Consider the following 23,604-nt stretch of genomic DNA (forward strand, 5'->3'; position numbering starts at 1 on the left):
TCGTATCGCACATACCCTGCGCGATCTATCCTTGCCGAGTCAAGCGATGGATTACATGCCCATGCCCGCTTCTTTCCTGCCCCTCCGCGAGTCCAACCGCCGGCTAGGCAACAGTAATGGTTCCACCCATGGTCTCGTGCCCCGAACCGCAAAAGATGTCGCACAGGAAGCCGTAGCTGCCACGCCGCTTCGGCGCGGTCAAATGTACCTGTACCGCATTGCCCGGCGGCAGGTCGGCACGCACGTTGAAATCTGGCGCCGAGAATCCCATGATCACGTCCTCGGCGGTAATCGACAGCACCACGCTTTCTCCGGGTTTCAACGCCAGCCGATCCGGTATGAAGACGAAGCGACGCGCGCGCATCGCGATCACGCGCGGTGCGGCGGCATCGCCCTGCCGTACCACGGGCAACATGGCGGCCGCCAGCATCAGGCCCAGCATCGTGCGACGGTTCAAGGTCTGCGTCATGATCAGGCCCTCTTGACGACCGGTTGCTCGGCCAACCGGAACGCGGCGTTTCCAGTCGCCGCGGTTGCGGTTACCTCCCGCCATCCAAGTCCCTGATACGGATGCCCGGCATCCCACGGCACCGGCAGCCTGCGCGGTTGCGAGCCCGGCGGCGGCAACGGAAACATCAGCGAACGCGCGGCATGGTGCGCGATGTGGCCGGTCATGCGATGGTGCTCCTGGTGAATATGGCCGTAGAACACGGTCACATTGCGATACGGCATCAGGATGTCGATCACCTTCGCACCGTCGCGCGTGGCCCAATCCCATTGCGGATAGAGGTCGAACAGCGGCCGGTGCGTGAACATGACGATGCGTGCGTCACGCGATTGCTTCGACAGGTCTTCGGCCAGCCACGCCAGTTGGGCCTCCCCTACCTGTCCGGCCGGATCGGAGACATTGTCGAGGACGATCGCATGCAAGCCCTTGTGATCGAACGTGTAGTGCGTCGGGCCGAAGATCTCGCGGTAGGCTTCGCCATTGTCCAGACTGGCGTCATGCTCGCCCGGCATCAGGTGCACGGCACCGGCACGCAGCGGCGCGATGATGTCGCGGAACTCGCGCATGCGACGGCGGCGCTCGCCCGCATCATCGGTGGTGTGGGTCAGGTCACCCGTGAACATCACGAAATCGGGCGGCTGCGCCAGCGCGTTGACCGCCGCCACCGCCTTGGGCAAGGTACCGCGCGCATCGGGATTGGGCGGCCCCTCGAACCCCCAATGCGCGTCGGAAAGCTGCACGAACAAGAAGTCTTCATCGCGCTGCGCGGCCCAGCCCGGCAATGCCGACGCAAAGACGGCACCACCAGCCGCGCCCGCGAGGCGCAGGATATCGCGCCGGTTCCAGTTTCCGTTCATGATCTTCTCCATTTCGGGATTGGTGCGTGTCATACCGGTTGGGGGGCGGAATTATTCCCACGTGGGAGAACCCCATTGGCGGCGCACGCGTGCGGGAATAGAATCGGCCCAGCGCCGGTAATACGGGGAGACGCCACATGCCGCTGTGCCAGCCTGACCAGCCATCGAGGGACTGACTTGGACGCCGCCAACTCGCGCCGCCGTTTTGAGACCCTGGTGCTGCCGCATCTGGATGCCGCCTACAACCTGGCGCGCTGGCTTTGCGGCAATGCCGGCGATGCCGACGATGTGGTGCAGGAAGCGTTCCTGCGCGCTTTCAGGTTATTTGGCGGCTTTCGAGGCGAACAGGCCCGGCCGTGGCTGCTGGCTATCGTGCGTAACACCTGGTTCAACACCTGGCAGAAGCGCAAGACCGCCGCCGAAACCGGTTACGACGAATCCGTTCTCGACACTGACCTGCCGGACTGGCATGGCGCGCCCGGTGATCCGGAACAATGGCTGTTGCGTGAGGAAGATGTGAGGCTGGTACATGCCGCGCTGGAACAGCTACCGGTGGCTTTTCGCGAGGTACTGGTGCTACGCGAACTCGAGGAACTGCACTATCGCGATATTGCGCGCGTGGCAGACATTCCCGTGGGCACGGTGATGTCGCGACTGGCACGCGGGCGGCGCATGCTGGCCGCGACCGTGGTGGCGCTGCGCAATGGCACGCCACCGGAGACGACGCAGACATCGCCTGCTTCGTCCGAACCGGCCCAACCTGCAGGAGATCCACGCCATGGATTGCAATGAAGCCCGCCACCTGCTGCAGGCCACCGCCGACGGCGAAGTCGGCGCGTCAGACAGCGTGCGGCTCGAACGGCATCTGGAAGATTGCGACGGATGCGTCGATACCCTGCGTAACCTGCAGGGACTGCGCGCCGCCACACGGCACGGTGCCCAGTATCATCGCGCCCCGGCGGCATTGCGTGCACGCATCCTGGATGCGCTGCCTGGCGCGGTCGACGCCGTACCGGATGATGCGGCACAGGATGACAGTACAGGCTGGCGTCGCTGGTTCACGTGGTCACCCGCCGCCAATGCGGTCTTGGCCGGAATCACGGCTGGCGCCGTCGGCCTGAGCGTGTTCACCTATACCAACCAGCCATCGCCCGGCGACCTGACGGCCAATGCCATCGTGGCCAGCCACGTGCGCGGACTGATTTCGAATCACTCGATCGATGTCGTTTCCACCGACCAGCACACGGTCAAGCCGTGGTTCAACGGCCGTATCGACTATGCCCCGGACGTGCGCGACCTGGCATCGGCAGGTTTTCCGCTGGTGGGAGGCCGGGTCGACTATATCGATGGCCAGCGCGTCGCGGTATTGGTCTATCGGCGCAACCAGCATCCGGTCGATGTGTTCGTAATGCCCGGCAACGGCCAAAGCGGTATCGCGGAACGCGAGCGACAGGGATATCAGCTTGAAACGTGGACAGCCGGCGACATGCGCTACTGGGCCGTTACCGATGCATCGGCCGGCGATCTGCGCAAGTTCGTGCAGGCATGGAGGAATGCGGAGGACACTGCCGGGCGGTGAAGTCTCGATGACCGCCCGGCAGCATCCCCACTACGCCATTACACCATTACACCATTACGCCATGACGAACGGCAGCTGCCGCTGGCGCTTGCCCGTGAGACGGAATAGCGCATTGGCTACGGCCGGGGCAATCGCCGGCGTGCCCGGTTCCCCGAGGCCGGTCGGGTTGTCGTTCGACGGCACGAAGAACACATCCACCACCGGCGCGTCAGGCATGCGCGGCGGCGGATAGTCGGGGAAGTTGCTGTTCTTGACCACGCCGTTCTCGATCTCGATGGCAAACCCCGGCCTGGTCATCGACAATCCGAACACGCAGCCGCCCTGGATCTGCGCTTCCGCGCTCAACGGATTGACCACACGGTTCGCATGCACGCCCGCGGTCACGCGATGTACGCGTGGCTCACCCTTGACCACCGACACGTCGACCACGTACGCAACCACCGAGCCGAACGATTCATGCACCGCCACACCCCATGCATGGCCCTTCGGCAGTTTCTTCTTGCCATAGCCTGACTTGTCGACGGCGAGCTGCAACGCGGCGCGATGCCGCGCATGTGCTTTCTCGTCGAGCCGGGCCATGCGCCAGGCCACCGGATCCTGCTTCGCGGCCGCGGCCATTTCGTCAGCCAGCGTTTCCTTGACGAAGGCGGTGTGCGTATTGCCCACCGAACGCCACCACAGCACCGGCACATCCACCTTCGGATGATGCACATGCAGTTGCAACGGCAGCGCGTAGTCGTTCTCGAGGATGCCTTCGGTCATCGTTGCATCGACGCCGTTCTTGACCATCATCGGCTCGAACGGCGTGCCGGTGATGATCGACTGGCCGACGATGGTATGTTGCCAGCCCACGACCTTGCCCTGCGCATCCACACCGATGCGGGCGCGATGCACGTGCAGCGGACGATAGTAGCCGCCCTTGATGTCGTCCTCGCGGCTCCACATCACCTTGAGCGGTTCGGTATGTCCGTTCGACACCCAGGCACGCAACACGTTGGCCGATTCCACCAGGTAGTCCGAGGTCGGCACCGCACGGCGGCCGAAACCGCCACCGGCCATCATCGTGTTCAGCGCCACCTTTTCGGGGGCCAGTTGCAGCGTACGTGCAATGGCACCCTGGTCGACGGTCTGGAACTGCGAGCCCACCCACACCTTCACCGCGGTTACCTTGTTGCCTGCCACCTCGGGCTGCATCGTACAGTTGAGCGGTTCCATTGGCGCATGGGCCAGGTACGGCACGCGATATTCGGCGTCGATCACCTTGGCCGCGCCAGACAGCGCGGTATCGATATTGCCGCCTTCCAGCGCCTTGGCCACCGTGCCGGGCTGCGTGGCAAGCTTGCTGAACTGCTCGAACAATGCTGCCGTGCTGGCCGTGGAACCGGTATCCTCCCAGACGATCTCCAACGCGTCGCGTGCGGTTTTGGCAGGCCAGTAGCCGTCGGCGACCACCGCCACACCGGTGCCGCCACGATCCACATTGACCAGCATCACATCGGCCACGCCCTTGATCTTGCGCGCCTTGTCGGCGTTGAACGACTTGACCTTGCCACCAAAACGCGGCGGATGCGCAACCACGGCGACCATCATGTCCTTGATGCGGACATCCATGCCGAACACTGCGTCGCCGTGTAGCTTCGATGCGGCGTCGAGGCGCGGAGTTGGCTTGCCGACGATGCGGAACTGGGCCGGATCCTTCAGCGTGACCTGTGCCGGCACCGGCAGGCCCATCGCAGCCTCTGCCAGTTCACCATAGGTGGCACGGTTGGTGCCCGATGTCACCACCCCGAGAGACGTGGTGCAACTGGCCGGATCCACCTTCCATTTTTGCGCGGCCGCGCTGACCAGCATGGCCCGCGCCCGCGCACCGAGCTCGCGATATTGCTCGAACGAGTGATTGAGCGCGGTGGAACCGCCAGTCATCTGGATGCCGAACATCGGGTCCTTGTAGGCATCGCCGGCCGGGGCCAGCACCGCGCGTACATTGTTCCAGTCGACGTCGAGTTCCTCTGCCAAGGCCATGGGCAACGCCGTATGCACGCCCTGCCCGAACTCGAGCCGATTCACGGCGATGGTCACCGTGTTGTCCGGCGCGATCATCAGGAATGCCTGTGGCGGCGTCACCGCCTTGGCCGCACCTTGCGCCAGCGCGCTTTCCGATACGCCAGCCATGCCGGCAATGCCGAGCGCGAAACCGCCCCCCGCCAGGCCGGACAGCTTCAGGAAACTGCGTCGCGACAACGCGGCCGGCACGTCCGGCTGCGTTGTGTGTGCACCACTACCACCCGCAAGGGCTTCTATGCCTCGAATACGCATGGCGGTCCCCTCAGGCAATGGCACGCGCGGCATCCTTGATGGCCGCGCGGATGCGTTGATAGGTGCCACAGCGGCAAACATTGCCGGCCATGGCCTGGTCGATGTCGGCATCGGTGGGCCGCGGCTTGCTGCGCAGCAGACCCACGGCGCTCATCACCTGGCCATTCTGGCAATAGCCGCACTGCGCCACATCGTGCTTGAGCCAGGCCGCCAGCACGGCGCGGCCGACCTTGTCGTCGCCCATGCTTTCAATCGTGCTGATCTTGCTGCCGGCCGTGGCCGAAATCGGCATGACGCAACTGCGCGTGGCCTGCCCGTTGATATGGACCGTGCATGCACCGCACGACGCCATGCCGCATCCGAACTTGGTACCGGTCATGCCGAGGTTGTCGCGCAGGGCCCACAGCAGTGGCGTGGACGGATCGGCGTCCACCTCCACGGTCTTGCCGTTGAGGGTGAGGGTAGTCATTTTGTGGGGAACTCCTTGGGTGCTTGGCCCAGACGGTTATTCGCTGACCGCCGGGCTTTCAGCAACAAGGATCCCTGGCTAACCGGCGGACCCGAGGAGCATAGTGCAAATAGGAAATCTCTGCGCAGCGCTGCTCACATTATGTTTTTCGCACCATGAGCGGGATTATTGAGAAGTGAGGAACAGATATAAGGCATTGAGGTCGGTATCGTTCATTTTCTCGAAAGCCCCGAAAGGCATCACGCGACTGACATCGGTCCCGTCAGGACGCTTGCCGCTGCGCATCATGGCCACGAACTGGCCAGCCTGTGCATAGGTCTTCATGGCACCGCCCGGCTGCAGGTTCGCGGCGGGCGGCCAGTCAGGCGGCGCGCCGGGAATATTGCCGCCGCGCAGATTGGCGCCATGGCAGCCCTTGCAGGAATTGGCCACATAGGCGCCATATTGCGCGTTCACTGCGGCGGCAATGGCCGGCGACGGCGGCAGGCTATGGTCGATTTTCTCCGCCGCATCCTTGATCACGCCCGCGCCATACAGGCCCTGGATAAACCACGGCAGATGAATCTCGCCCGGTTTGCCGTCGCCTGGGGGCAGGCTGCGGACATATGCCACCAGCGCGGCGAAGTCATCGTTGGACAGCCGGTTGTAGTCCTCGCTCGGCATCACCATCAGCGGCCGGCCGGACGGCGCCACGCCATGCCGGATGGCGCGGTCCCAATCCTGCGGCTGGTATTTGTCGATCGCTGGATTGGCTCGCGTCAGGTCCGGAGCGCGCACGCGAAAGCCATTGGCCTCGTCAAAGACCTGCTTGCCAAGACCCTTGGCACCGTGGCAATCCATGCAGCCGCGCGATTCATACAGATACTTGCCGTGGGCGATGGCCGCGGCGTCGGTCGGGAACGCCACCGGCTGGACCGCAACATCGATCTTGCGTACCAGCTTGCGCCCGCCCCACCAGTACGTACTGCCCACCGCCAGCACCACGAAAACCGTGAAGGCCACCAGGGCCGAGCTGGCAATGCGGAAGAATCGCTTGACGTCCATGGGTATCCCCTGAGCAGCCATCGGTTGCGCCGGGCAGCTTGCCTTGGCGCACGCTTCGCGTTCCGTGCGCGAAAGTACAGACGAGCCTCGCCATACCAAAATTCGGCGCGATGCGCCAGCCCCAACAAAGCGTAGCAGTTGCCCCTAACTTCGCTGTGAGATTCCGCCTGGCGCGACTAAAGTGCCACCTACGCTGGGCACAATGCGACTATTGCACCCGTACCGGCATAGTTTTCGGCGCGCGCCGCGCGCCACGGATCCCGATAGAGATGACGCCTGAGACGGCCGCGCCCCCTTCGAACCTACCGCCGCTGGCTGGCACCGGCAACTGGCGCCCGCTGCTGCTGGCGGCCCTCGGCTATTTCGCGCTGGCCTCGGTCGGCCTGTGGCTGGCGCGCATCCCCGGCCATGCCGCCGCCGTATGGCTGGCCAATGCGTTCGGCCTGGGGCTGCTGCTACACCGGCCAAGGCGCGAGTCTCCGCCACTGCTCGGGGCCATGCTGGTTGGCAATATCGCCGCCGACCTGCTGGCCGGCCACCCGCCCGCTTCGGCACTGCTGCTGTCAGGCGCCAACCTGATCGAACTGCTCGGGTCAGCCTGGCTGGTACGGATCATGGCCGGGCACCCGGTGCTGAGCCGCAGCGGCCCGTTGGCCACCTTTGCGCTGACGCTGGGTATTGCATCAGCGGTAGGCCCGGCATTGAGCGGGCTGATAGGTGCCACGGTAATCTCGGCCACGTTTGGCACCGCGTTCCCGAAGGTCTGGTGGAACTGGTGGAACGCCGGCGCCATCGGCACCGTGATGCTGTTGCCATTGATGGTGTCGATGTCGCGAGAGCGCGCGCGGGCCAGTTGTCAGCGCCCGATGCTGCTGCGCCTGACCGGGCTTTTCGTGGTTTGCGTGGCGATTGGTGCCGGCGCGATACGGGCCGGGCATGATCCATTCGTGGTGATGTCGCTGCCGCTGGTAATCGTGGCGCTGGCCAGCAACCCGTTCGCAACCGCGCTGCTCACGCTGTTGTCGGCGGTTGCAGCCGAATGCTTCGCGCTGCTGGCCGGCATGGAGTTCCTGGCATCACGCTCGGTGCCGCTGTCGGGCGCGCTGATCCTGGTGTTTCCGATCTGCATCGCCTTCATGACCGAGCAGAACCGCAAGGGTCGTCTCGAACTGCGCAGCAGCGAGCGGCGCTTCAGGCAGGCCCTTGAACACTCGGCCATCGGTATGGCGCTGGTGGGCCTGGACGGCCGCTGGCAGATGGTCAACCACGCGATGATCGACCTGCTTGGCTATAGCGCCGATGAACTGCGCGACCTGCCGTTCCAGTTGATGACACACCCCGACGACCTCGCCGCAGACCTGCGCCAGCTCGAAAGGTTGCTGGCCGGCGAGATCGACTCGTACCGGCTGGAAAAGCGCTACCGCCACAAGGACGGCCATTACCTGTGGACACTGCTGGCCGTGTCGCTGGTGCGGGACGACCATAACGGACGTCCCGATCATTTCATCTCGCAGGTCGAGGATATCCACACCCGCAAGCTGGCACAGGAGCAGTTGCAGCAACTGACGCGCCGCACGCAACTGGCCGTGGAAGCCGGCGGCGTGGGCATCTGGGAATGGGATTTCACGCAGGCCTCGATCACGTGGGACGCGCGCATGCATGCGCTGCACGGCACGGCACCGGAACTGGGACCGCCAACGCTGGCGCAGTGGATCGCGATGGTCCACCCGGAAGATGTCAGCCGTGTCAGCACCGAGATGCGCCAGGCCATCCGTGGCGTAAGCCGCTTCGATACCGAATATCGGGTGGTGCGACCGACCGGGGAAATCCGCCATGTGCGGGCGATGGCCACCACGTCGCGCCATGAGGACGACACCACGCGCGCGCTGGTGGGTACCAACTGGGACATCACCGAGCAGCGCAGCCTGACCCGCGCGCTGTTCGAGGAAAAGGAACGGCTGCATATCACGCTACGCTCGATCGGCGATGCGGTGATCTGCACCGACCGCGTGATGCGCGTCACGTTCATGAACCCGATTGCCGAGCAACTGACCGGCTGGAGCATGGACGCTGCCATGGGCCAGCCGCTCGAACAGGTATTCCGCATCGTCGACGAAGACACTGACCTGGTGATTCCAAGTCCGGTCGAGCAATGCCTGGAAACGCTGCGTCCGGCCTACCTGCAGGAGGGCGCGGTGCTGCAAAGCCTGACCGGCGAACGCCATGACGTGCAGGATTCCGCGGCGCCGGTGCTGGCCAACGATGGCAGCGTGCTGGGTGCCGTGCTGGTATTCCAGGACATCACCACGTCGCGCGCGCTGCAGCGTGAACTGGCCCACTCGGCCACGCACGACGCGCTGACCGGCCTGCCCAATCGCGCCTGGTTCGAGAAACGGCTGCGCGAAGCGTGCGAGCACGCCCGCCTGCACGGGCACCGTACCGCGCTCTGCTTTATCGACCTGGACCGCTTCAAGATCGTCAACGACACGGCCGGCCACGGCGCGGGCGACGTACTGCTGCGCGAGCTTGGCTACGTGATCCGCCATCAGGTACGGCCCGACGACCTGCTGGCGCGCCTGGGGGGCGACGAATTCGCGCTGCTGCTCAAGGACTGCACCATCGAGCATGCCGAACAGGTTTGCCAGAAGGTCATCGATGCCGTGCGCGAGCGCCGCTTCCCATGGAATGGCCGCGTCTACGATGTCGGGGCCAGCATCGGCATCGCGGCCATCGACAGCGATGTGCCGCCCGTCAGCGAACTGATGAGCCGCGCCGACGTGGCGTGCTATGCGGCCAAGGCCGCCGGGCGCAACCGCGTGTCGGTCTATCGTCGCGATGAAAGCGACGCGCGGCGCCATCACCGCGAACTCGAGGTTGCGGCGGGTATCCATTCGGCGCTCGAAGCCAACCGCTTCCGCCTGTATGCGCAGGAAATCCGCTCGCTGCGCCCCGATCACGACGATGCGCGCCATGTGGAAATCCTGGTGCGCATGGTGGACGAACAGGGCACGCTGATCATGCCGGGCGCGTTTATCCCGGCCGCCGAGCGCTATGACCTGATGGGCCATGTCGACCGCTGGGTGATCCGCAACGTGCTGCAGCAATATGGCGACCGGCTCGCCGGCGTGCCAGGGCTGTCGGTATCGATCAACCTGTCGGCGAACTCGCTGGGCGAGCCATTCCTGCTGCCCTTCCTGCACGCGGCACTCGAGGATTCGGTGCTGCCGGCAAACCGCATCCGGCTGGAGATCACCGAAACCGCACTGATCAACAACATGACTGCCGCCAGCCGCGTGGTGGCCGACATGCGCAGTGCCGGGTGCACGGTGGCGCTTGACGACTTCGGCTCGGGGCTGTCGTCGTTTGCATACCTGAAGCAGTTTCCGGTGGACTACCTCAAGATCGACGGCAGCTTCATCCGCAACCTGGCCCGCAACGCCGTGGATCGCGAGATCGTCAGCTCGATCAACGACATCGGCCATCGCCTTGGCGTACGGACCGTGGCCGAATGGGTCGAGGACGAAAGCACGCTGCACACGCTGCGGGCGATCGGGGTGGATTACGCGCAGGGCTACGCAATCGGCAAGCCGATGCCCCTGGAGTCCTTTCTCGACACCTGCGAAAACGCCGCCGCCTGAGCCCATTCGCGCCTGCCGCGCGCCGTGATGCATCACGCATCACAATTCCTCTCAACGCCGTTCGGATTTCCGAACGGCGTTTTGGTTTCCAAGTCCGGATTTCCGAACCGCGCCTACGCAGCACCTGAAAAATCCCTTTGTATTCATCGATTTACGACTGTATCCAAGTGCAACAGCGCTGGCATGGGTCGTGCACTCTAGGGCGCCGCCGCAGGCAACATGGCCACGCCCCGCCGCCCCCGAAGAAAGCGACCAGCGGGGCCGGACCAGTACAAAGGAGGAAGTACCCACGATGACAAAACGACTGCCAACCCTGATCTTTGTTGCGATGCTGCTCGGCGTACTCGTCGGAAGCGCCGCGCATAACATGTCCCCCGACGCAGCCACCGCGAAATCGATTGCCGACCACCTGTCGATCCTGACCGACGTGTTCCTGCGGATGATCAAGATGATCATCGGCCCGCTGGTATTCGCCACGCTCGTATCGGGTATCGCCAGCATGGGCGACGGCAAGACCGTCGGCCGTATCGGCCTGAAGGCCATGGCGTGGTTCATGGCCGCGTCGATCACGTCGCTGTTGCTGGGCCTGTTGATGGCCAACCTGCTGGTGCCCGGCCACGGCATGAACCTGCCGCTGCCCGCCGCCGACGCCGCGTCGAACCTGAAGACCGGCGCGCTGAACCTGCGCGACTTCATTGCCCACATGTTCCCGAAGAGCTTCGTGGAAGCCATGGCCACCAACGAAGTGCTGCAGATCGTGGTGTTCTCGCTGTTCTTCGGCTTTGCGCTGGGCACGCTCAAGGACGGCGTGGGCAAGCCCGTGCTGGCCGCGATCGATGGCCTGGGCCACATCATGCTCAAGGTCACCAACTACGTGATGGCGTTCGCGCCGATCGGCGTGTTCGGCGCCGTTTCGGCCGTGATCACGGCGCAGGGCCTGGGCGTGCTGGTGGTCTACGCAAAGCTGCTGGGTAGCGTGTACCTGTCGCTGGCGCTGCTGTGGGCGGCGCTGATCGGCGGCGGCTACTTCTTCCTGGGGCGCGACGTCTTCAAGCTGATCCGCCAGTTGCGTGCGCCGCTGATGATCGGCTTTGCCACGGCCAGCAGCGAATCGGCCTATCCGAAGGTGATCGACCAGTTGTCGCGCTTCGGCGTGAAGTCGCGCATCACCAACTTCGTGCTGCCGCTGGGTTATTCGTTCAACCTGGACGGTTCGATCATGTACACGTCGTTTGCCGCGCTGTTCGTGGCGCAGGTGTACGGCATCCAGCTGTCGCTGACGCAGCAGGTCACGATGCTGCTGGTGCTGCTGGTGACCAGCAAGGGTATTGCCGGCGTGCCACGCGCATCGCTGGTGGTGGTGGCCGCCGTGCTGCCGATGTTCGGCCTGCCCGAGGCCGGCATCCTGCTGGTGCTGGGCATCGACCATATCCTCGATATGGGCCGCACCGTAACCAATGTGCTTGGCAACGCCATTGCCACGACCGTTGTCGCCAAAAGCGAGAACGCGATTGGCGCACCGGAACGCGCCGACGAGGATGACACCTCGGCGGACAGCAACACCGGCCTGACACCCGCTCAGGTCCTGGCCAGCAAGTAATCCTGCTCCAGGTGTGCCAGGGCCCGGCTGCCGATCAGGCAGCCGGGCCTTTTTGCGTTTACACACCCCGGCGCCGGGCCGGTTACGCCGGACGTAGTGCCGGGTGTGGTAAAACGTCGGCTTGCCGATGGCGGTGAAAGCCTTGCGAAAGGTCCGGGACGGAGCTTTTTGTCGCGAGAATTGTCCGATACGCCACCTGGCAACTTCCGCATTCCCGTATCCGCATGATCTTGTCCCCCTCCGACGGCGCAATGTCGCCGTGGCGCCGCGTTGCCCCATTCGTCGCCCTGCTCGCACTGGCCCTGCTGGTCACGGCAGCCGGCTGGCTGGGCTATCGCTATACCTACGACGCCGCGCTGGCCCGCCAGGCCGAGCGCGGCCAGGTGCAGATGCGGCTCTACACGCAGGCGCTGGAAAGCGAGCTGGCCCGTTACGACTATGTACCGAGCCTGCTGTCACTGGACGCCCGCATCGATGCGCTGTTGCGCGATCCCGCCGCGCCGGCGCGCGTGGCGCAGGCCAACGCCTATCTGGCGGCGCTGAACGGCCGCGCCGGCACGCGCGTGATCTACCTGCTCGACGCACGCGGCAAGGTACTGGCCACCAGCAACTACCAGCGCCCCGACAGCTACCTGGGCGAGGACCTGAGCTTCCGGCCCTACTTCCGCGCCGCCATCGAAGGCCAGCTTGGGCGCTTCTATGGTGTGGGCACCACGCGCAGCGAATCGGGGTACTACCTGTCCGCACCGCTCGGCGACCGGGACAAGCCGGTTGGCGTGGCGGTGGTCAAGATCGGCCTGGAACCGCTGGAAAACCGCTGGCAGGGCAACGACAGCCAGATGCTGCTGGCCGACGAGAACGGCGTGGTCATCCTGGCCTCGGATCCTTCGTGGAAGCTGGCCGCACTGCGCGCGCTTTCCGATGAACAGCGCGCCAGGCTCGATCGCAGCCTGCAGTACAACCGCGCGCCGTTGCCGCAGCTGGCACTGTCCACCGTGCGCGAGCTGGGCCCCGCCCAGGGCGGCGACGCGCTGGTGCGCCTGCGCCAGGGCCCGCCGATGCTGGCACAGCGCCAGGCATTGCCCGGTACCGACTGGGACCTGACCCTGCTGACCAATACCTCGCAGGCGCGCGTGGCTGCAATGAACAGCGCCGCGCTGGCCGGCGTGGCATCGGCATTCGTGCTGCTGCTGGCCGCGGCGTGGAACGTGCGCCGGCGCATCATCAGCGAGCGGCTCGCCGCACGGGCCGCACTGGAAGCTGCCAACAGCGAACTGGAACGCAAGGTGGCCGAGCGTACCGCCGACCTTTCCGCCACGAATCATCAGTTGCAGGCCGAAGTCACCGAGCGCATCCGCACCGAGACCCACCTGCGCCAGGCGCAGGACGGCCTGATGCAGGCCGGCAAGCTGGCCGCGGTGGGACAGATGTCGACCGGCATCGCCCACGAACTGAACCAGCCGCTGGCCGCGCTGCGCACGCTGTCGGGCAACACCGGCAAGTTCCTGGCACGCGGTGACTACGCCACGGCGCAGGACAACCTCGACAAGATCATCGGGCTCGTCGAACGCATGGGTCGCATTACCGGCGCGCTCAAGTCGTTCGCGCGCAATCCCGCCGCGGGCCAGCGCAATGCGGCGCAACTGGGCGAGGCCGTGGACAACGCGCTGTTCCTGCTGGATACGCGCGTGGCCGCCGTGGCGCCGCGCATCGAGCGCAGCATCGACACGCACCTGGCCGTGGCCTGCGACCCGAACCGGCTGGAACAGGTGCTGGTCAACCTGATTGGCAATGCGCTCGATGCCATGAAGGACCGCTCCGACGCACACCTCTCGCTGCATGCACACGAATCTGGCGGCATGGTGAAGCTGACGGTGCGCGACAACGGCCCGGGCCTGTCCGAAACCGCCTTTGCACGGCTGTTCGAGCCGTTCTTCACGACCAAGCCGGCAGGCGAGGGGCTGGGGCTGGGCCTGACGCTGTCGGCCGGCATCCTGAACGAGAACGGCGGCACCCTGACCGCCATCAACCACCCGGACGGGGGCGCCTGCTTTACGCTGGCCCTGCCGCAGGCGCGCGAGGAACTCCGCCATGTCGGCTGAACCCATCGATATGGCACAGGCAGCAAACGCACCGGCAGCGCTCACCGTGCTGATCGTCGAGGACGATGCCGATGTGCGGCTGGGCTGCGAACAGGCACTCAGGCTCGAAGGCATTGCCACGCGCGCCGTGGGCAGCACGGAGGCGGCGCTGCGCGAAGTGGAGGCCGGCTACGCGGGCATCGTGGTCAGTGATATCCACCTGCCCGGCGCCGATGGCATGGCATTGCTGCGCGAACTCGTGGCGCGCGATGCGGCGCTACCGGTCATCATGGTCACCGGCCATGGCGATGTCATGCTTGCGGTACAGGCAATGAAACAAGGCGCTTACGACTTCCTTGAGAAGCCGTTCTCGCCGGAACGCCTCGTGGCCACCTGTCGCCGTGCGCTCGACAAGCGCCGGCTGGCACTCGAAGTGGCCGACCTGCGCGCACGCCTGGCTGGCCGCGCAACCCTGTCCGCAAGCCTGATCGGCCATTCGGCCCCGATCGAACGGTTACGCCAGATGATTGCCGACATTGGCGACACCGCCGCCAATGTTCTGATCCACGGTGAGACCGGCACTGGCAAGGAACTGGTGGCACGCTGCCTGCACGAAGCCAGCGGTCGTCGCGCGAAGCATTTCGTGCCGATCAACTGCGGCGGCCTGCCCGAACAGTTGTTTGAGTCCGAGATCTTCGGCCACGAGGCCGGTGCTTTCACCGGTGCAGCCAAACGCCGTATCGGCAAGGTCGAGCACGCGGAAGGTGGCACGCTGTTTCTCGACGAGATCGAGAGCATGCCAATGCCGATGCAGATCAAGCTGCTGCGCGTGCTGCAGGAGCGCGTGGTGGAGCGGCTGGGATCGAACCAGCCTGTACCGGTCAACGCGCGCGTGGTGGCCGCCACCAAAGCGGACCTGCGCGAGATGGCCGATGCCGGCCAGTTCCGTGCCGATCTGTACTATCGCCTGAACGTGGTCACGCTGGAGCTGCCGCCGCTGCGCGAACGACGTGAAGATGTGCCACTGCTGTTCGAACATTTCGTGGCGCAGGCCGCGCTCCGCTTCGAACGCGAGGCCGTGCCCGTTACGCCCGCGGAGCTCGCCGCGCTGGTGGCTTACCCGTGGCCAGGCAATGTGCGCGAATTGAGAAATCTGGCCGAACGCCACGTGTTGGGACTGGGCTGCGACCCCCGGCAGGGCAGCACCGCGCCTGCCGCGTTGCCGCTGGCGCAGGCGGTCGAGCAATTCGAGCGGGCCTTGATCGCCGATGCACTGCGACGCCACGACGGCAGCCTCACGCGTGCCGGTGAAGCGCTCGGCGTAGCCAAGACCACGCTGTTCGACAAGCTCCGCAAGTACGGCCTGTCATGAGTCAGGCGCCATCGACGTGCCGCCTCGCGCAAACAATGTGTCAAATGTATGCAATTCGGGAACCCGCATGCCCGATGGAGAGTCTGTGATCCTGTACGCGACGCCGGCGGCATAAATGTCAATCATCATGACCTTTGTCCACCGAGTCGACTTGATGTTCGTTAAACAACAAAAGTGTGACGCCAATCATTGCTTTCCCTGTGGCAACGAATCATCTTGAAGCCATACTATTGGCATTCGGCATTTTGGGCACTATCGACGTGTCCACCCTGCAGCAGTAGATCGCAGGTGCAGCAAACGTGCACGGCCACCTGAAGCCGTTGCTACGTCAACCAGAGCACAAAGCAACAAAGACCGGCCGGGGAGCGGGTCGCAAGCATCAGGGTCAGTATAAAAACAGCAGCCCGGTCAATGACCGGCGTGGCGTGTCCGAGGGCGCCACGCAGTGCGCAGGTTGCACTGTGCCGCTGATCGACACTACGGGTGAATGGATGAAACTGGATCCGGAACTGGCTGACAAGCCGTACTACAGCACGCGAACCGCGGCAAAGCTTCTTAATGTATCGCTGGGCACCGTCCAGAAAATGGTCGAACGCGGGGAACTTGGCGCGTGGAAGACCAATGGTGGCCATCGTCGCATCCACAAGGAAACCGTCCATCGGCTACTGGCAAACCGGGCAATGCCCGATTCCACCGTCGAGCACAACCTTGATCTCGTGGTCTTCCATCCGAACCACACGGAAGCACAGCGCATCAGTGCCCAGTTGGGCAAATGGTCGCTCCCGCTGAAGACCCAGGTACTCGAGGACGTGGTCGACACCGTGATCACTTCGGTGGATGCACACCCGCGCGTGGTGCTCTACTACGTCGAGGAACTCAACGACGCGGAGTCCGCCACGATCGAGAAGCTGCAGAATTTTTTCTCGCGGCAGCGCGTGATCTTTGCAGTGATTACCAATCGGCAGGCCTATGACGGCGTGGCCGATGCACTGCAGCAATGGGGCATCATGGTGTTCCTGAAGACCCCCTCGCTCGAGGAAATCAAGGGCTTCCTGCGCGCGCAACTGATGATGGGACGGGCTGGCGCCTGATTCACGCGTTGCCCCGGCATCATTGCAACGGCCCGGACTTCATCTCCGGGCCGTTTTTCCGTGGCAAGGCACCTCGCACCGCGTTAAGCGAACGTCAATGTTCAGGCAATGAATGCAATGCTTCATTCATTGCAGACATTACGCGATGACGACCGCATCGACGTCGGTCCGCGCGGCATCGCCCAAACCAGTTGGTGAACTGTCGTCGGCATCCATCATCCAGCCATAGAGGTTGCGCGGATCGGGGGGCATCGCCACGAGCTCGACATGCCGGCCGGCATGGCGCGCCAGCGCAGCCGCATGCAACCAGCGCAGCGCGGAATAGTCCTCGAGCGCAAAGCCCACCGAATCGAACAGCGTCACCTCATCGGCCGATACGCGACCCGGTGCCGCGCCGGACAGAACCTCCCATAACTCGCTGACCGGTGCCTCGGGCCATTGCTGGATCTCGCCCTCGATACGCGACTGCGGCGCGTACTCCACCACGATGCGTGCCCGATGCAGGATGTCGGCATGCAACTCGGTCTTGCCTGGACAATCCCCGCCGACCCCATTCAGATGCATGCCTGCTTGCACCATGTCGGGCAACAGGATGGTGGCGCGCGTCTTGTCGGCCGTGACCGTGGTCACGATGTCGGCACCCTTCAACGCCTCGCGTACCGATTTCACGGGCACGATGGTCAGGCCCGGCACATTTGCGAGATTGCGCGCCAGCCGCGCAGTGGCCGAGGGGTCGATATCGTAGGCACGGATGGTCGAAATGCCGAGCATCGCGTGAAATGCCAGCGACTGGAATTCGGCCTGCGCGCCATTGCCGATCAGCGCCATGACACGTACCCCGGGACGTGCCATGGCTTTCGCGGCCAGGGCCGAAGTGGCGGCGGTACGCAATGCGGTGGCCAGTGTGAGGTCGGACAGCAGCAGCGGAAAGCCGGTTTGCACCTCGGACAGCATGCCGCACGCCATTACGGTCGGCAGCGCGTGTTGCGCGTTGCGCGGATGTCCGTTCACATACTTGTATGCGTACTGCACGCCATCGCTGACCGGCATCAGTTCGATCACGCCTACCGGCGAATGGCTGGCCAGCCGTGCCGATTTTTCGAAGGCGTGCCAGCGCAGGAAATCCTGCCGTACGCAGTCGGCCAGTTGTACGATGGCTTGCCGCACGCCGATGCCGCGCACTAGCGCAGCCACATCGCCAGCGTCGAGAAAGCGGGTCAGCGCGGTTTCCTTGAGCGTTTGTTTCATGGCGGGCTCCCGGTCATGCCGCGGCCGCACGACGCACTGGCGTGCTGGTGCGATCGAGTCTTAGCGTCATGCAATACGCGCCGCCGCCCGACATCATGTACGGTGCGAGGTCCACCTCATGCAACTGGTAACCGCGCCGGCCGAGTTCCTGGCGCAGATGCGGCGTGGTGCGCGTCATCACCACCTGATCGTCGAGGTTGACGGCATTGACGCTGAAATGGCGCAGGTCGTCCGCGCTGGCCTCGATGCGCAGAGCCGCCGGCACGCGCGCACGAAGCACCTTCAATGCAGCCTCGGTGAATGCGGGCGGGTAGTAAAGCACCTCGCCACCTGCCAGCGGACAGAAGCAAACATCGAGGTGATAGCTCTGTTCCGTCGCCAGTTCCAGCGCCACGACCTCCTGGCCGAAGTGTGCAGCCATGGCGTCGGCAGCCTCGTGCGACGAGCGTGGGCCAAAACCGGCCCAGAAGTGCCCGAGCCGTGCATCCCAGATACAGTCGCCGGCACCTTCCTGGTAGCAACCTTCGGGCAGCAGGGCAACCTCGTTGATCAGCCCGCGTGCACGCAGGCTCTCGAAGATGCCCGCGAACGGCTGCTCTTCACCACGGCGCTGCGGATAACGAAAGCGCGCCAGCACCGCCTTGCCATCGAGCACCACAGCCGCGTTGGCCGGAAATACCATGTCGGGCTGTCCCGGCGCACCTTCGGCCACTTCCACCGTAAAGCCAGCCTCGCCCAGCGCGGTGCGCAGCGCATCGAACGATGCCGTCGCATGGCGATGCATGCCTCCGGGATCGCGCGCCCATGCCGCCGGGTCCATCCACGGATTGATACTGTAGGACACGTCGTAGTAAGTCGGGGCGACTAGCAGGATGGTCGGGCGGTCAGTCACGGAGCTCTCCTCGTTGAATCGGAATGTTTTGCCATGAGTGAATTCTGGTGCCCCTGCGCGTCAACGAATAGTTAGCAAACTGGACAAATTGCTAAGTACGTTTGACAATTTGCCAGAGCTTGCTGGCAATTCGCCAGATCCGTACCGGAACATGATGGGAGAGCGCGATGGATGCCACGGATCGACAACTGCTGGGCCTGCTGCGCGACAACGCGCGCATGCCGGTGACGGCGCTGGCCACTGCGCTTCGCGTGTCGCGCGCCACGGTGCAGAACCGGATCGCCAAGCTGGAAAAGGAAGGCCAGATCGTCGGCTATACGGTGCGTCTCAAGCCGGAAGCCGAGCCGCACCGCATCCGCGCCTGGATGACGGTGGCCGTGGAAGGCAACAAGGCGCGCCAGGTGTTGCAGGCGCTGCGCGGAGACCCCAACGTGCAGACGCTGCATACGACCAACGGCCGTTGGGACATCATTGCCGAACTGCGCGCCGATACGCTGGAGCAGTTCGACCGCACACTCGACCGGATCAGGCTGGTCGATGGCATCTCCGCCACCGAAACCAGCATCCTGCTGTCGAGCTACAAACTCTAGGAGGCCCTGCCTGCCAGTGGCGCCTGGGTACCGCGCAGCTTTTCGCGGCGGGTTTCCTCGTGCAGCAGATGCCCGCTCGGCGCCAGCAGGTCGCGCAACGACACAATGCCGATCAGTTGCATCGATGCCAGGCTGTCGACCACCGGCATGCGTGCCACGCTCAGCGCCGCCATCTGTCCGGCCGCGGCCCGGCCGGTCTGCGATGCCAGCAGTACCGTGGGCGTCCCGCTGCCATCGCCCTGCACGCTCACCAGATCGCCGCAGCACAAGCCCGCATCGTCACCGGCATGCGCCGCGGCAATGGCCGTGCGATGCAGCATGCCCAGCACGCGCCCGTCGCGCACCACCGGATACGCGCGATGCGCGGCGTGATCGCCGAAATGGCGCGCCAACGCATCGGCCACCGACAGGTCTGCGTCGATCGACACTACCTCGCGCGTCATCAACTCGTCGACGTGTGAGCGCTCCAGCGGGTCCACGCCATATTCCCGATAGATATGCAGGCCGCGGCGCGCGATCTTCTCGGTCATGATGCCGCGCTTCATCGTCAGCACGGAGAATCCATAGGCCACTGCCGTGGTCAGCAACAACGGCAGCAGGGCCTCGCTGTCATGGGTCAGTCCGAACGCAAAGACAATGGCCGTCAGCGGTGCGCCGAGCACACTGCCCAGCACCCCGGCCATGCAGACCAGCGCCCACAACGCCGGCGATCCGCCCGGCAGCATCGGTCCCAGCACTACCCCAAGTCCGGCTCCCAGCATCAGCAGCGGGGCCAGCACACCGCCTGACGTACCCGAGCCCAGCGCGGCAATCCAGATCACGGCCTTGACCGCCAGCAGTGCCACGGCCACTTCGAGCGCCAGCCGGTTGTTGAGCAGGTCGCCGATCACGTCGTAGCCGACGCCCAGCGCGCGCGGCTCGAGGTAGCCACCAATGCCCACCACCAGGCCGCCGATAGCCGGCCACCACATCCAGTGCATGCGTAGCTTGCCGAACCAGTCTTCGGTGCGATACAGCGCCAGCGTTAGCGCGGCACCGAGCACGCCGCACAGCAACCCCGCGAACACGCAGGAGCCCAGGGCCACGGTACTGGCAGGTGCGGTCTGCAGCGGAAACAGCGGCCCCGCCTCGAACACGAACGGCCGCAGGAAACCGGCCACGGCGCATGCCAGTGCCACCGGCAGCAGGCTGCGCGGGCGCAGTTCGAACAACAGCAGTTCAACGGCCAGCAGCACCGCCGCCACGGGCGTGCCGAAGATTGCCGTCATGCCCGCGCAGGCACCGGCCACCAGCAGCGTCTTGCGTTCGGCGGCGGTCAGGTGCAGGTACTGGGCCAGCAACGAAGCAATCGAACCGCCCGTCATGATGATCGGCCCTTCCGCGCCAAACGGGCCGCCGCTGCCGATCACGATGCCCGACGACAGCGGTTTGAGTACCGCCACTTTCGGCGACATCCGGCTTTTGCCGAACAGCACGGCCTCGATGGCCTCGGGGATGCCATGGCCGCGGATCTTGTCGCTGCCGTAGCGCGCCATCAGGCCGACGATCAGCCCGCCGAGCGCCGGCACGACGATCACCCACGCGCCCAGCGCATGATGGGCCGGCGAACGCTCGGCAAACGACAGGGTCTGGAAAAAGAACAGGTTGGTGAAGAAACGGATCAGGTTGACCAGCACGAAGGCCGCGCCGGTGCTGATGGCGCCGATCAGCAGCGCGATGCCGGCCAGCATGGGCAGGCGGCCGTTCGCGGCGTAGTCCCGTTTCTCGGAATGGTGCAATGCGGAATCAATGTTCATGGACGGAAGCCGGGGGCGGCTTGGATAATGCGGAGGGCACAGCCAGCGGAATATATCACGCCATGATATATTCCGCTGGCCCCCCGCCACCTCATCGTGGCTCCCTCTAACGCCCCCAGCCCCCGTTCTCGATGCCGCCCGCATTCGACCGTTCAAACCCTGTTGCCGAAGCACGCGCCTGGCTCCGCACATTCGTGCCCCTGCCGATCGCCGCGAACCGTCGCGAGCGCTTCAAGAGTTGCCTGGGCGCCCTGCTCGGCCTGGCGCTGACCGAATGGATCAGCCGCCAGTTCCTGCAAGGCTTCAATCCGTGGTTTATCGCCCCCATGGGCGCTTCGGCCGTGCTGCTGTTCGGCGTACCGGCCAGTCCGCTGGCGCAGCCATGGTCGATCATTGGCGGCAATCTGGTGGCGGCCACGGTCGGCGTAGCCTGCGCGCGCTGGATTCCCGACCCGGGCCTGGCTGCCGGCATGGCGGTGGCCGGCGCCATCGCGCTGATGTTCATGCTGCGTTGCGTGCACCCGCCCAGCGGCGCGGTGGCCGTGACGGCCGTGTTCGGCGGCCCGGCGGTGCAGGCGCTGGGCTTCGGCTTTATCGTGATGCCGGCGGCAATCAATTCGATGCTGCTGTTGCTCAGTGCGCTGGCGTTCAACAACCTTACTCGGCGCCGCTACCCACACCGTCCACCCGAGCCGGCCTCGCAGCATCACACCAGGGACGTCCCGCCCAGCAAGCGCGTGGGCTTTACCCGGGCTGACCTCGATGCGGTGCTGGCAGCACGCAATGAATTCCTCGATATCGAGGAAGACGATCTCGAAGCCATCCTCGTGGCAGCCGAACTGCGTGCCTATTCGCGGCGTTTTGGGGATGTGCGTTGCGAAGACATCATGTCGCGCGACGTGGTGGCCGTGCGCCCCGGCCAGTTGGCCGCAGACGCGGCCGCGCTGATGACGCGCCACCACATCAAGGCGCTACCGGTGATAGACCGCCAGCGTCGTTTGCTGGGAATCGTCACGCAGAGCGACTTCTTTCGTGCGTATCGCGTGAACTCGCGGCGCGTCAATGGTGCGGTGCGCGACCTGATGACGCGTACGGTGGTCACGGCGCGCAGCGACCAGCCCATCGTCGACCTGGCCCAGGCGTTTTCCGATGGCGGCCTGCATCACGTGCCAGTGCTCGACGCACACAAACGCGTGGTGGGCCTGGTCACGCAATCGGACCTCGTGGCCGCGCTGCTGCGCAACACCAGTCCGACGGCCTGAACGCCGTGCCGCAGCGTGACGCCCTGATTGTGATGCACTGAGCGCGGCGGTGCTCAGGTGCAATCGTTGATCCGGCAAGGGAAAACCCGGACCATTCATTGATTTCCGCTATGCTTACGGCGTTCTCGCAACATGGACGCCAGGCGGCGCGCGACAATGAGTTCCGGACAACTGATAGAAAAGCTTGCCGCGGTCTTTGCACTGATCGTGCTGATTGGCGGCTCGCTGCTGGTGCTCGCGCCGTTTGCCACGGCGCTGGTCTGGGGCGCGATCCTGGCCTATAGCTCCTGGTATCCCTACTCGGTACTGTCGCGCTGGCTCGGCAACCGGCGTGGCCTGGCCGCGCTGGTGTGCGTGCTGATCGCCGCGATCATCGTGCTGGGCCCGTTTGTCTATGCCGGTGCGAGCTTTTCCGCCCACCTCGACGAACTGACCGGCCTGGTCAACAGCTACGCCGAACGCGGCTTCCCGCAACTGCCCGAGTGGCTCAGCAGCCTGCCCTACGTGGGCCCGCAGTTGCAATCGAGCTACGACAAGATCATTCACGCCGATTCCGAGATGGTCGCCAACCTGCGCAAGCTGATTGCGCCGGTGGGCCATGCGTTGCTGGGCGCGGGGCTGTCGATCGGCGGCGGCCTGGGCCAGCTGGCCCTGTCGATCATCCTGGCATTCTTCTTCTATACCGGCGGTGAACTGGCGGTGGACTGGCTGCGTGGCGGCATGCGGCGCGTGGCCGGCGAACGGGCCGACCACCTGATGGCACTGGCCGGCGGCACCATCAAGGGCGTGGTCTACGGGGTGCTGGGCACGGCGTTCGTGCAGGCGGTGCTGGCCGCCATCGGTTTCTGGATCGCCGGCGTGCCCGGCGCGGCCATCCTTGGCTTCATCACGTTCTTCCTGTCGGTGGTACCGATGGGCCCGCCGCTGGTCTGGATTCCTGCGGCGCTGTGGCTCTACCACGGCGGCGAAACCGGCTGGGCCATCTTCATGGTGGTCTGGGGTGCGGTCGTGGTAGGCATGGCCGACAACGTGATCAAGCCCTTGCTGATCAGCAAGGGCACGGGTCTGCCGCTGATCTGGATCATGATGGGCGTGCTTGGCGGTGCGCTGGCATTTGGCTTCCTCGGCGTGTTCCTGGGCCCGACGGTGCTGGCCGTTGCCTATGCACTGCTGCGAGACTGGACCATCGGTACGCAGGAACGCCCTGCCGTGACGGCGGTCACGCCGGCCCCACCGTCGCAACTGACGCCCGACGCCTGAG

General features: G+C 65.0%; 18 protein-coding genes. 10 read left to right on the plus strand and 8 right to left on the minus strand.

All coding sequences use genetic code 11. The features are described 5' to 3' along the window. Window positions 1–103 precede the first annotated feature (103 nt). Together ACO550_RS13765 and ACO550_RS13770 are read right to left on the minus strand one after the other, a co-directional pair. Window positions 104–442 carry a cupredoxin domain-containing protein gene (locus tag ACO550_RS13765; protein WP_315592580.1) on the minus strand — a complete coding sequence of 113 codons (339 nt, stop codon included), beginning with the start codon at window positions 440–442 and terminating at the stop codon, window positions 104–106. A gap of 29 nt (window positions 443–471) precedes the next feature. Then, window positions 472–1,365 (minus strand): metallophosphoesterase family protein, encoded by an 894-nt coding sequence (locus ACO550_RS13770; protein WP_315592505.1) that lies wholly within the window; start codon window positions 1,363–1,365, stop codon window positions 472–474. A 177-nt stretch (window positions 1,366–1,542) separates the two neighbouring features. Between ACO550_RS13770 and ACO550_RS13775 the strand changes: the two genes are divergently transcribed. After that, window positions 1,543–2,157: an RNA polymerase sigma factor gene (locus ACO550_RS13775; protein ID WP_315592504.1), complete on the plus strand. Its 615-nt coding sequence runs from the start codon at window positions 1,543–1,545 to the stop codon at window positions 2,155–2,157. Next, on the plus strand, window positions 2,144–2,944 hold the full coding sequence (locus ACO550_RS13780) for a zf-HC2 domain-containing protein (RefSeq protein WP_315592503.1): 801 nt from the start codon (window positions 2,144–2,146) through the stop codon (window positions 2,942–2,944). Before ACO550_RS13775 ends, ACO550_RS13780 begins: the two co-directional genes overlap by 14 nt. A 54-nt stretch (window positions 2,945–2,998) precedes the next feature. Here ACO550_RS13780 and ACO550_RS13785 read toward each other — a convergent pair whose 3' ends face one another. The 3 genes from ACO550_RS13785 to ACO550_RS13795 form a co-directional block, all read right to left on the minus strand. After that, window positions 2,999–5,260 (minus strand): molybdopterin cofactor-binding domain-containing protein, encoded by a 2,262-nt coding sequence (locus tag ACO550_RS13785; protein WP_315592502.1) that lies wholly within the window; start codon window positions 5,258–5,260, stop codon window positions 2,999–3,001. Window positions 5,261–5,270: 10 nt separating this feature from the next. After that, entirely contained in the window at window positions 5,271–5,729 is a 459-nt protein-coding gene (locus ACO550_RS13790; protein ID WP_315592501.1) for a (2Fe-2S)-binding protein, read from the minus strand. A 165-nt stretch (window positions 5,730–5,894) separates the two neighbouring features. Next, a complete protein-coding gene (locus ACO550_RS13795) occupies window positions 5,895–6,773 on the minus strand; it encodes a c-type cytochrome (RefSeq protein WP_315592500.1) in 879 nt (292 codons plus the stop codon). Window positions 6,774–7,042: 269 nt separating this feature from the next. On the opposite strand from ACO550_RS13795, the gene ACO550_RS13800 reads away from it, so the two are divergent. The 5 genes from ACO550_RS13800 (at window position 7,043) to ACO550_RS13820 (ending at window position 16,555) form a co-directional block, all read left to right on the plus strand. Continuing rightward, window positions 7,043–10,411 (plus strand): diguanylate cyclase, encoded by a 3,369-nt coding sequence (locus ACO550_RS13800; RefSeq protein ID WP_315592499.1) that lies wholly within the window; start codon window positions 7,043–7,045, stop codon window positions 10,409–10,411. A gap of 292 nt (window positions 10,412–10,703) precedes the next feature. After that, window positions 10,704–12,011 carry a cation:dicarboxylate symporter family transporter gene (locus tag ACO550_RS13805; protein ID WP_315592498.1) on the plus strand — a complete coding sequence of 436 codons (1,308 nt, stop codon included), beginning with the start codon at window positions 10,704–10,706 and terminating at the stop codon, window positions 12,009–12,011. 224 nt (window positions 12,012–12,235) lie between these two features. Continuing rightward, the gene (locus ACO550_RS13810; protein WP_315592497.1) at window positions 12,236–14,113 is read left to right on the plus strand and encodes a sensor histidine kinase; all 1,878 of its coding nucleotides are present in this window, start codon (window positions 12,236–12,238) and stop codon (window positions 14,111–14,113) included. Next, a complete protein-coding gene (locus ACO550_RS13815) occupies window positions 14,103–15,464 on the plus strand; it encodes a sigma 54-interacting transcriptional regulator (RefSeq protein ID WP_315592496.1) in 1,362 nt (453 codons plus the stop codon). Before ACO550_RS13810 ends, ACO550_RS13815 begins: the two co-directional genes overlap by 11 nt. A 491-nt stretch (window positions 15,465–15,955) precedes the next feature. Beyond that, window positions 15,956–16,555, plus strand: coding sequence for an excisionase family DNA-binding protein (locus ACO550_RS13820; RefSeq protein WP_315592495.1), 600 nt, complete (start codon window positions 15,956–15,958; stop codon window positions 16,553–16,555). 138 nt (window positions 16,556–16,693) lie between these two features. On the opposite strand, the gene ACO550_RS13825 is transcribed toward ACO550_RS13820, so the two are convergent. Both ACO550_RS13825 and ACO550_RS13830 read right to left on the minus strand, forming a co-directional pair. Next, window positions 16,694–17,803 carry an ornithine cyclodeaminase gene (locus ACO550_RS13825; protein ID WP_315592494.1) on the minus strand — a complete coding sequence of 370 codons (1,110 nt, stop codon included), beginning with the start codon at window positions 17,801–17,803 and terminating at the stop codon, window positions 16,694–16,696. 13 nt (window positions 17,804–17,816) lie between these two features. Further along, on the minus strand, window positions 17,817–18,695 hold the full coding sequence (locus ACO550_RS13830; protein WP_315592493.1) for a dimethylarginine dimethylaminohydrolase family protein: 879 nt from the start codon (window positions 18,693–18,695) through the stop codon (window positions 17,817–17,819). Between the two features lie 167 nt (window positions 18,696–18,862). Here ACO550_RS13830 and ACO550_RS13835 point away from each other — a divergent pair, with 167 nt between their 5' ends. Beyond that, the gene (locus ACO550_RS13835) at window positions 18,863–19,285 is read left to right on the plus strand and encodes an Lrp/AsnC ligand binding domain-containing protein (protein WP_315592492.1); all 423 of its coding nucleotides are present in this window, start codon (window positions 18,863–18,865) and stop codon (window positions 19,283–19,285) included. On the opposite strand, the gene ACO550_RS13840 is transcribed toward ACO550_RS13835, so the two are convergent. Beyond that, window positions 19,282–21,081, minus strand: a complete 1,800-nt coding sequence (locus tag ACO550_RS13840) for a chloride channel protein (RefSeq protein ID WP_315592491.1) — start codon at window positions 21,079–21,081, stop codon at window positions 19,282–19,284. The genes ACO550_RS13835 and ACO550_RS13840 overlap by 4 nt on opposite strands. A 131-nt stretch (window positions 21,082–21,212) precedes the next feature. Here ACO550_RS13840 and ACO550_RS13845 point away from each other — a divergent pair, with 131 nt between their 5' ends. Both ACO550_RS13845 and ACO550_RS13850 read left to right on the plus strand, forming a co-directional pair. After that, a complete protein-coding gene (locus ACO550_RS13845; RefSeq protein WP_315592490.1) occupies window positions 21,213–22,343 on the plus strand; it encodes an HPP family protein in 1,131 nt (376 codons plus the stop codon). Window positions 22,344–22,499: 156 nt separating this feature from the next. Beyond that, on the plus strand, window positions 22,500–23,603 hold the full coding sequence (locus ACO550_RS13850; protein ID WP_315592489.1) for an AI-2E family transporter: 1,104 nt from the start codon (window positions 22,500–22,502) through the stop codon (window positions 23,601–23,603). The last annotated feature ends 1 nt before the right edge of the window (window position 23,604 follow it).

The sequence above is a fragment of the Cupriavidus sp. genome (genome assembly GCF_057315035.1).

What these genes read in the sequence shown, in the direction of transcription:
- ACO550_RS13765 (WP_315592580.1), bottom strand. Translation starts at nt 442, where the DNA reads ATGCTGGGCCTGATGCTGGCGGCCGCCATGTTGCCCGTGGTACGGCAG.
- ACO550_RS13770 (WP_315592505.1), bottom strand. Translation starts at nt 1,365, where the DNA reads ATGAACGGAAACTGGAACCGGCGCGATATCCTGCGCCTCGCGGGCGCG.
- ACO550_RS13780 (WP_315592503.1), top strand. Translation starts at nt 2,144, where the DNA reads ATGGATTGCAATGAAGCCCGCCACCTGCTGCAGGCCACCGCCGACGGC.
- ACO550_RS13785 (WP_315592502.1), bottom strand. Translation starts at nt 5,260, where the DNA reads ATGCGTATTCGAGGCATAGAAGCCCTTGCGGGTGGTAGTGGTGCACAC.
- ACO550_RS13790 (WP_315592501.1), bottom strand. Translation starts at nt 5,729, where the DNA reads ATGACTACCCTCACCCTCAACGGCAAGACCGTGGAGGTGGACGCCGAT.
- ACO550_RS13795 (WP_315592500.1), bottom strand. Translation starts at nt 6,773, where the DNA reads ATGGACGTCAAGCGATTCTTCCGCATTGCCAGCTCGGCCCTGGTGGCC.
- ACO550_RS13800 (WP_315592499.1), top strand. Translation starts at nt 7,043, where the DNA reads ATGACGCCTGAGACGGCCGCGCCCCCTTCGAACCTACCGCCGCTGGCT.
- ACO550_RS13805 (WP_315592498.1), top strand. Translation starts at nt 10,704, where the DNA reads ATGACAAAACGACTGCCAACCCTGATCTTTGTTGCGATGCTGCTCGGC.
- ACO550_RS13810 (WP_315592497.1), top strand. Translation starts at nt 12,236, where the DNA reads ATGATCTTGTCCCCCTCCGACGGCGCAATGTCGCCGTGGCGCCGCGTT.
- ACO550_RS13815 (WP_315592496.1), top strand. Translation starts at nt 14,103, where the DNA reads ATGTCGGCTGAACCCATCGATATGGCACAGGCAGCAAACGCACCGGCA.
- ACO550_RS13820 (WP_315592495.1), top strand. Translation starts at nt 15,956, where the DNA reads ATGAAACTGGATCCGGAACTGGCTGACAAGCCGTACTACAGCACGCGA.
- ACO550_RS13825 (WP_315592494.1), bottom strand. Translation starts at nt 17,803, where the DNA reads ATGAAACAAACGCTCAAGGAAACCGCGCTGACCCGCTTTCTCGACGCT.
- ACO550_RS13835 (WP_315592492.1), top strand. Translation starts at nt 18,863, where the DNA reads ATGGATGCCACGGATCGACAACTGCTGGGCCTGCTGCGCGACAACGCG.
- ACO550_RS13840 (WP_315592491.1), bottom strand. Translation starts at nt 21,081, where the DNA reads ATGAACATTGATTCCGCATTGCACCATTCCGAGAAACGGGACTACGCC.
- ACO550_RS13845 (WP_315592490.1), top strand. Translation starts at nt 21,213, where the DNA reads ATGCCGCCCGCATTCGACCGTTCAAACCCTGTTGCCGAAGCACGCGCC.
- ACO550_RS13850 (WP_315592489.1), top strand. Translation starts at nt 22,500, where the DNA reads ATGAGTTCCGGACAACTGATAGAAAAGCTTGCCGCGGTCTTTGCACTG.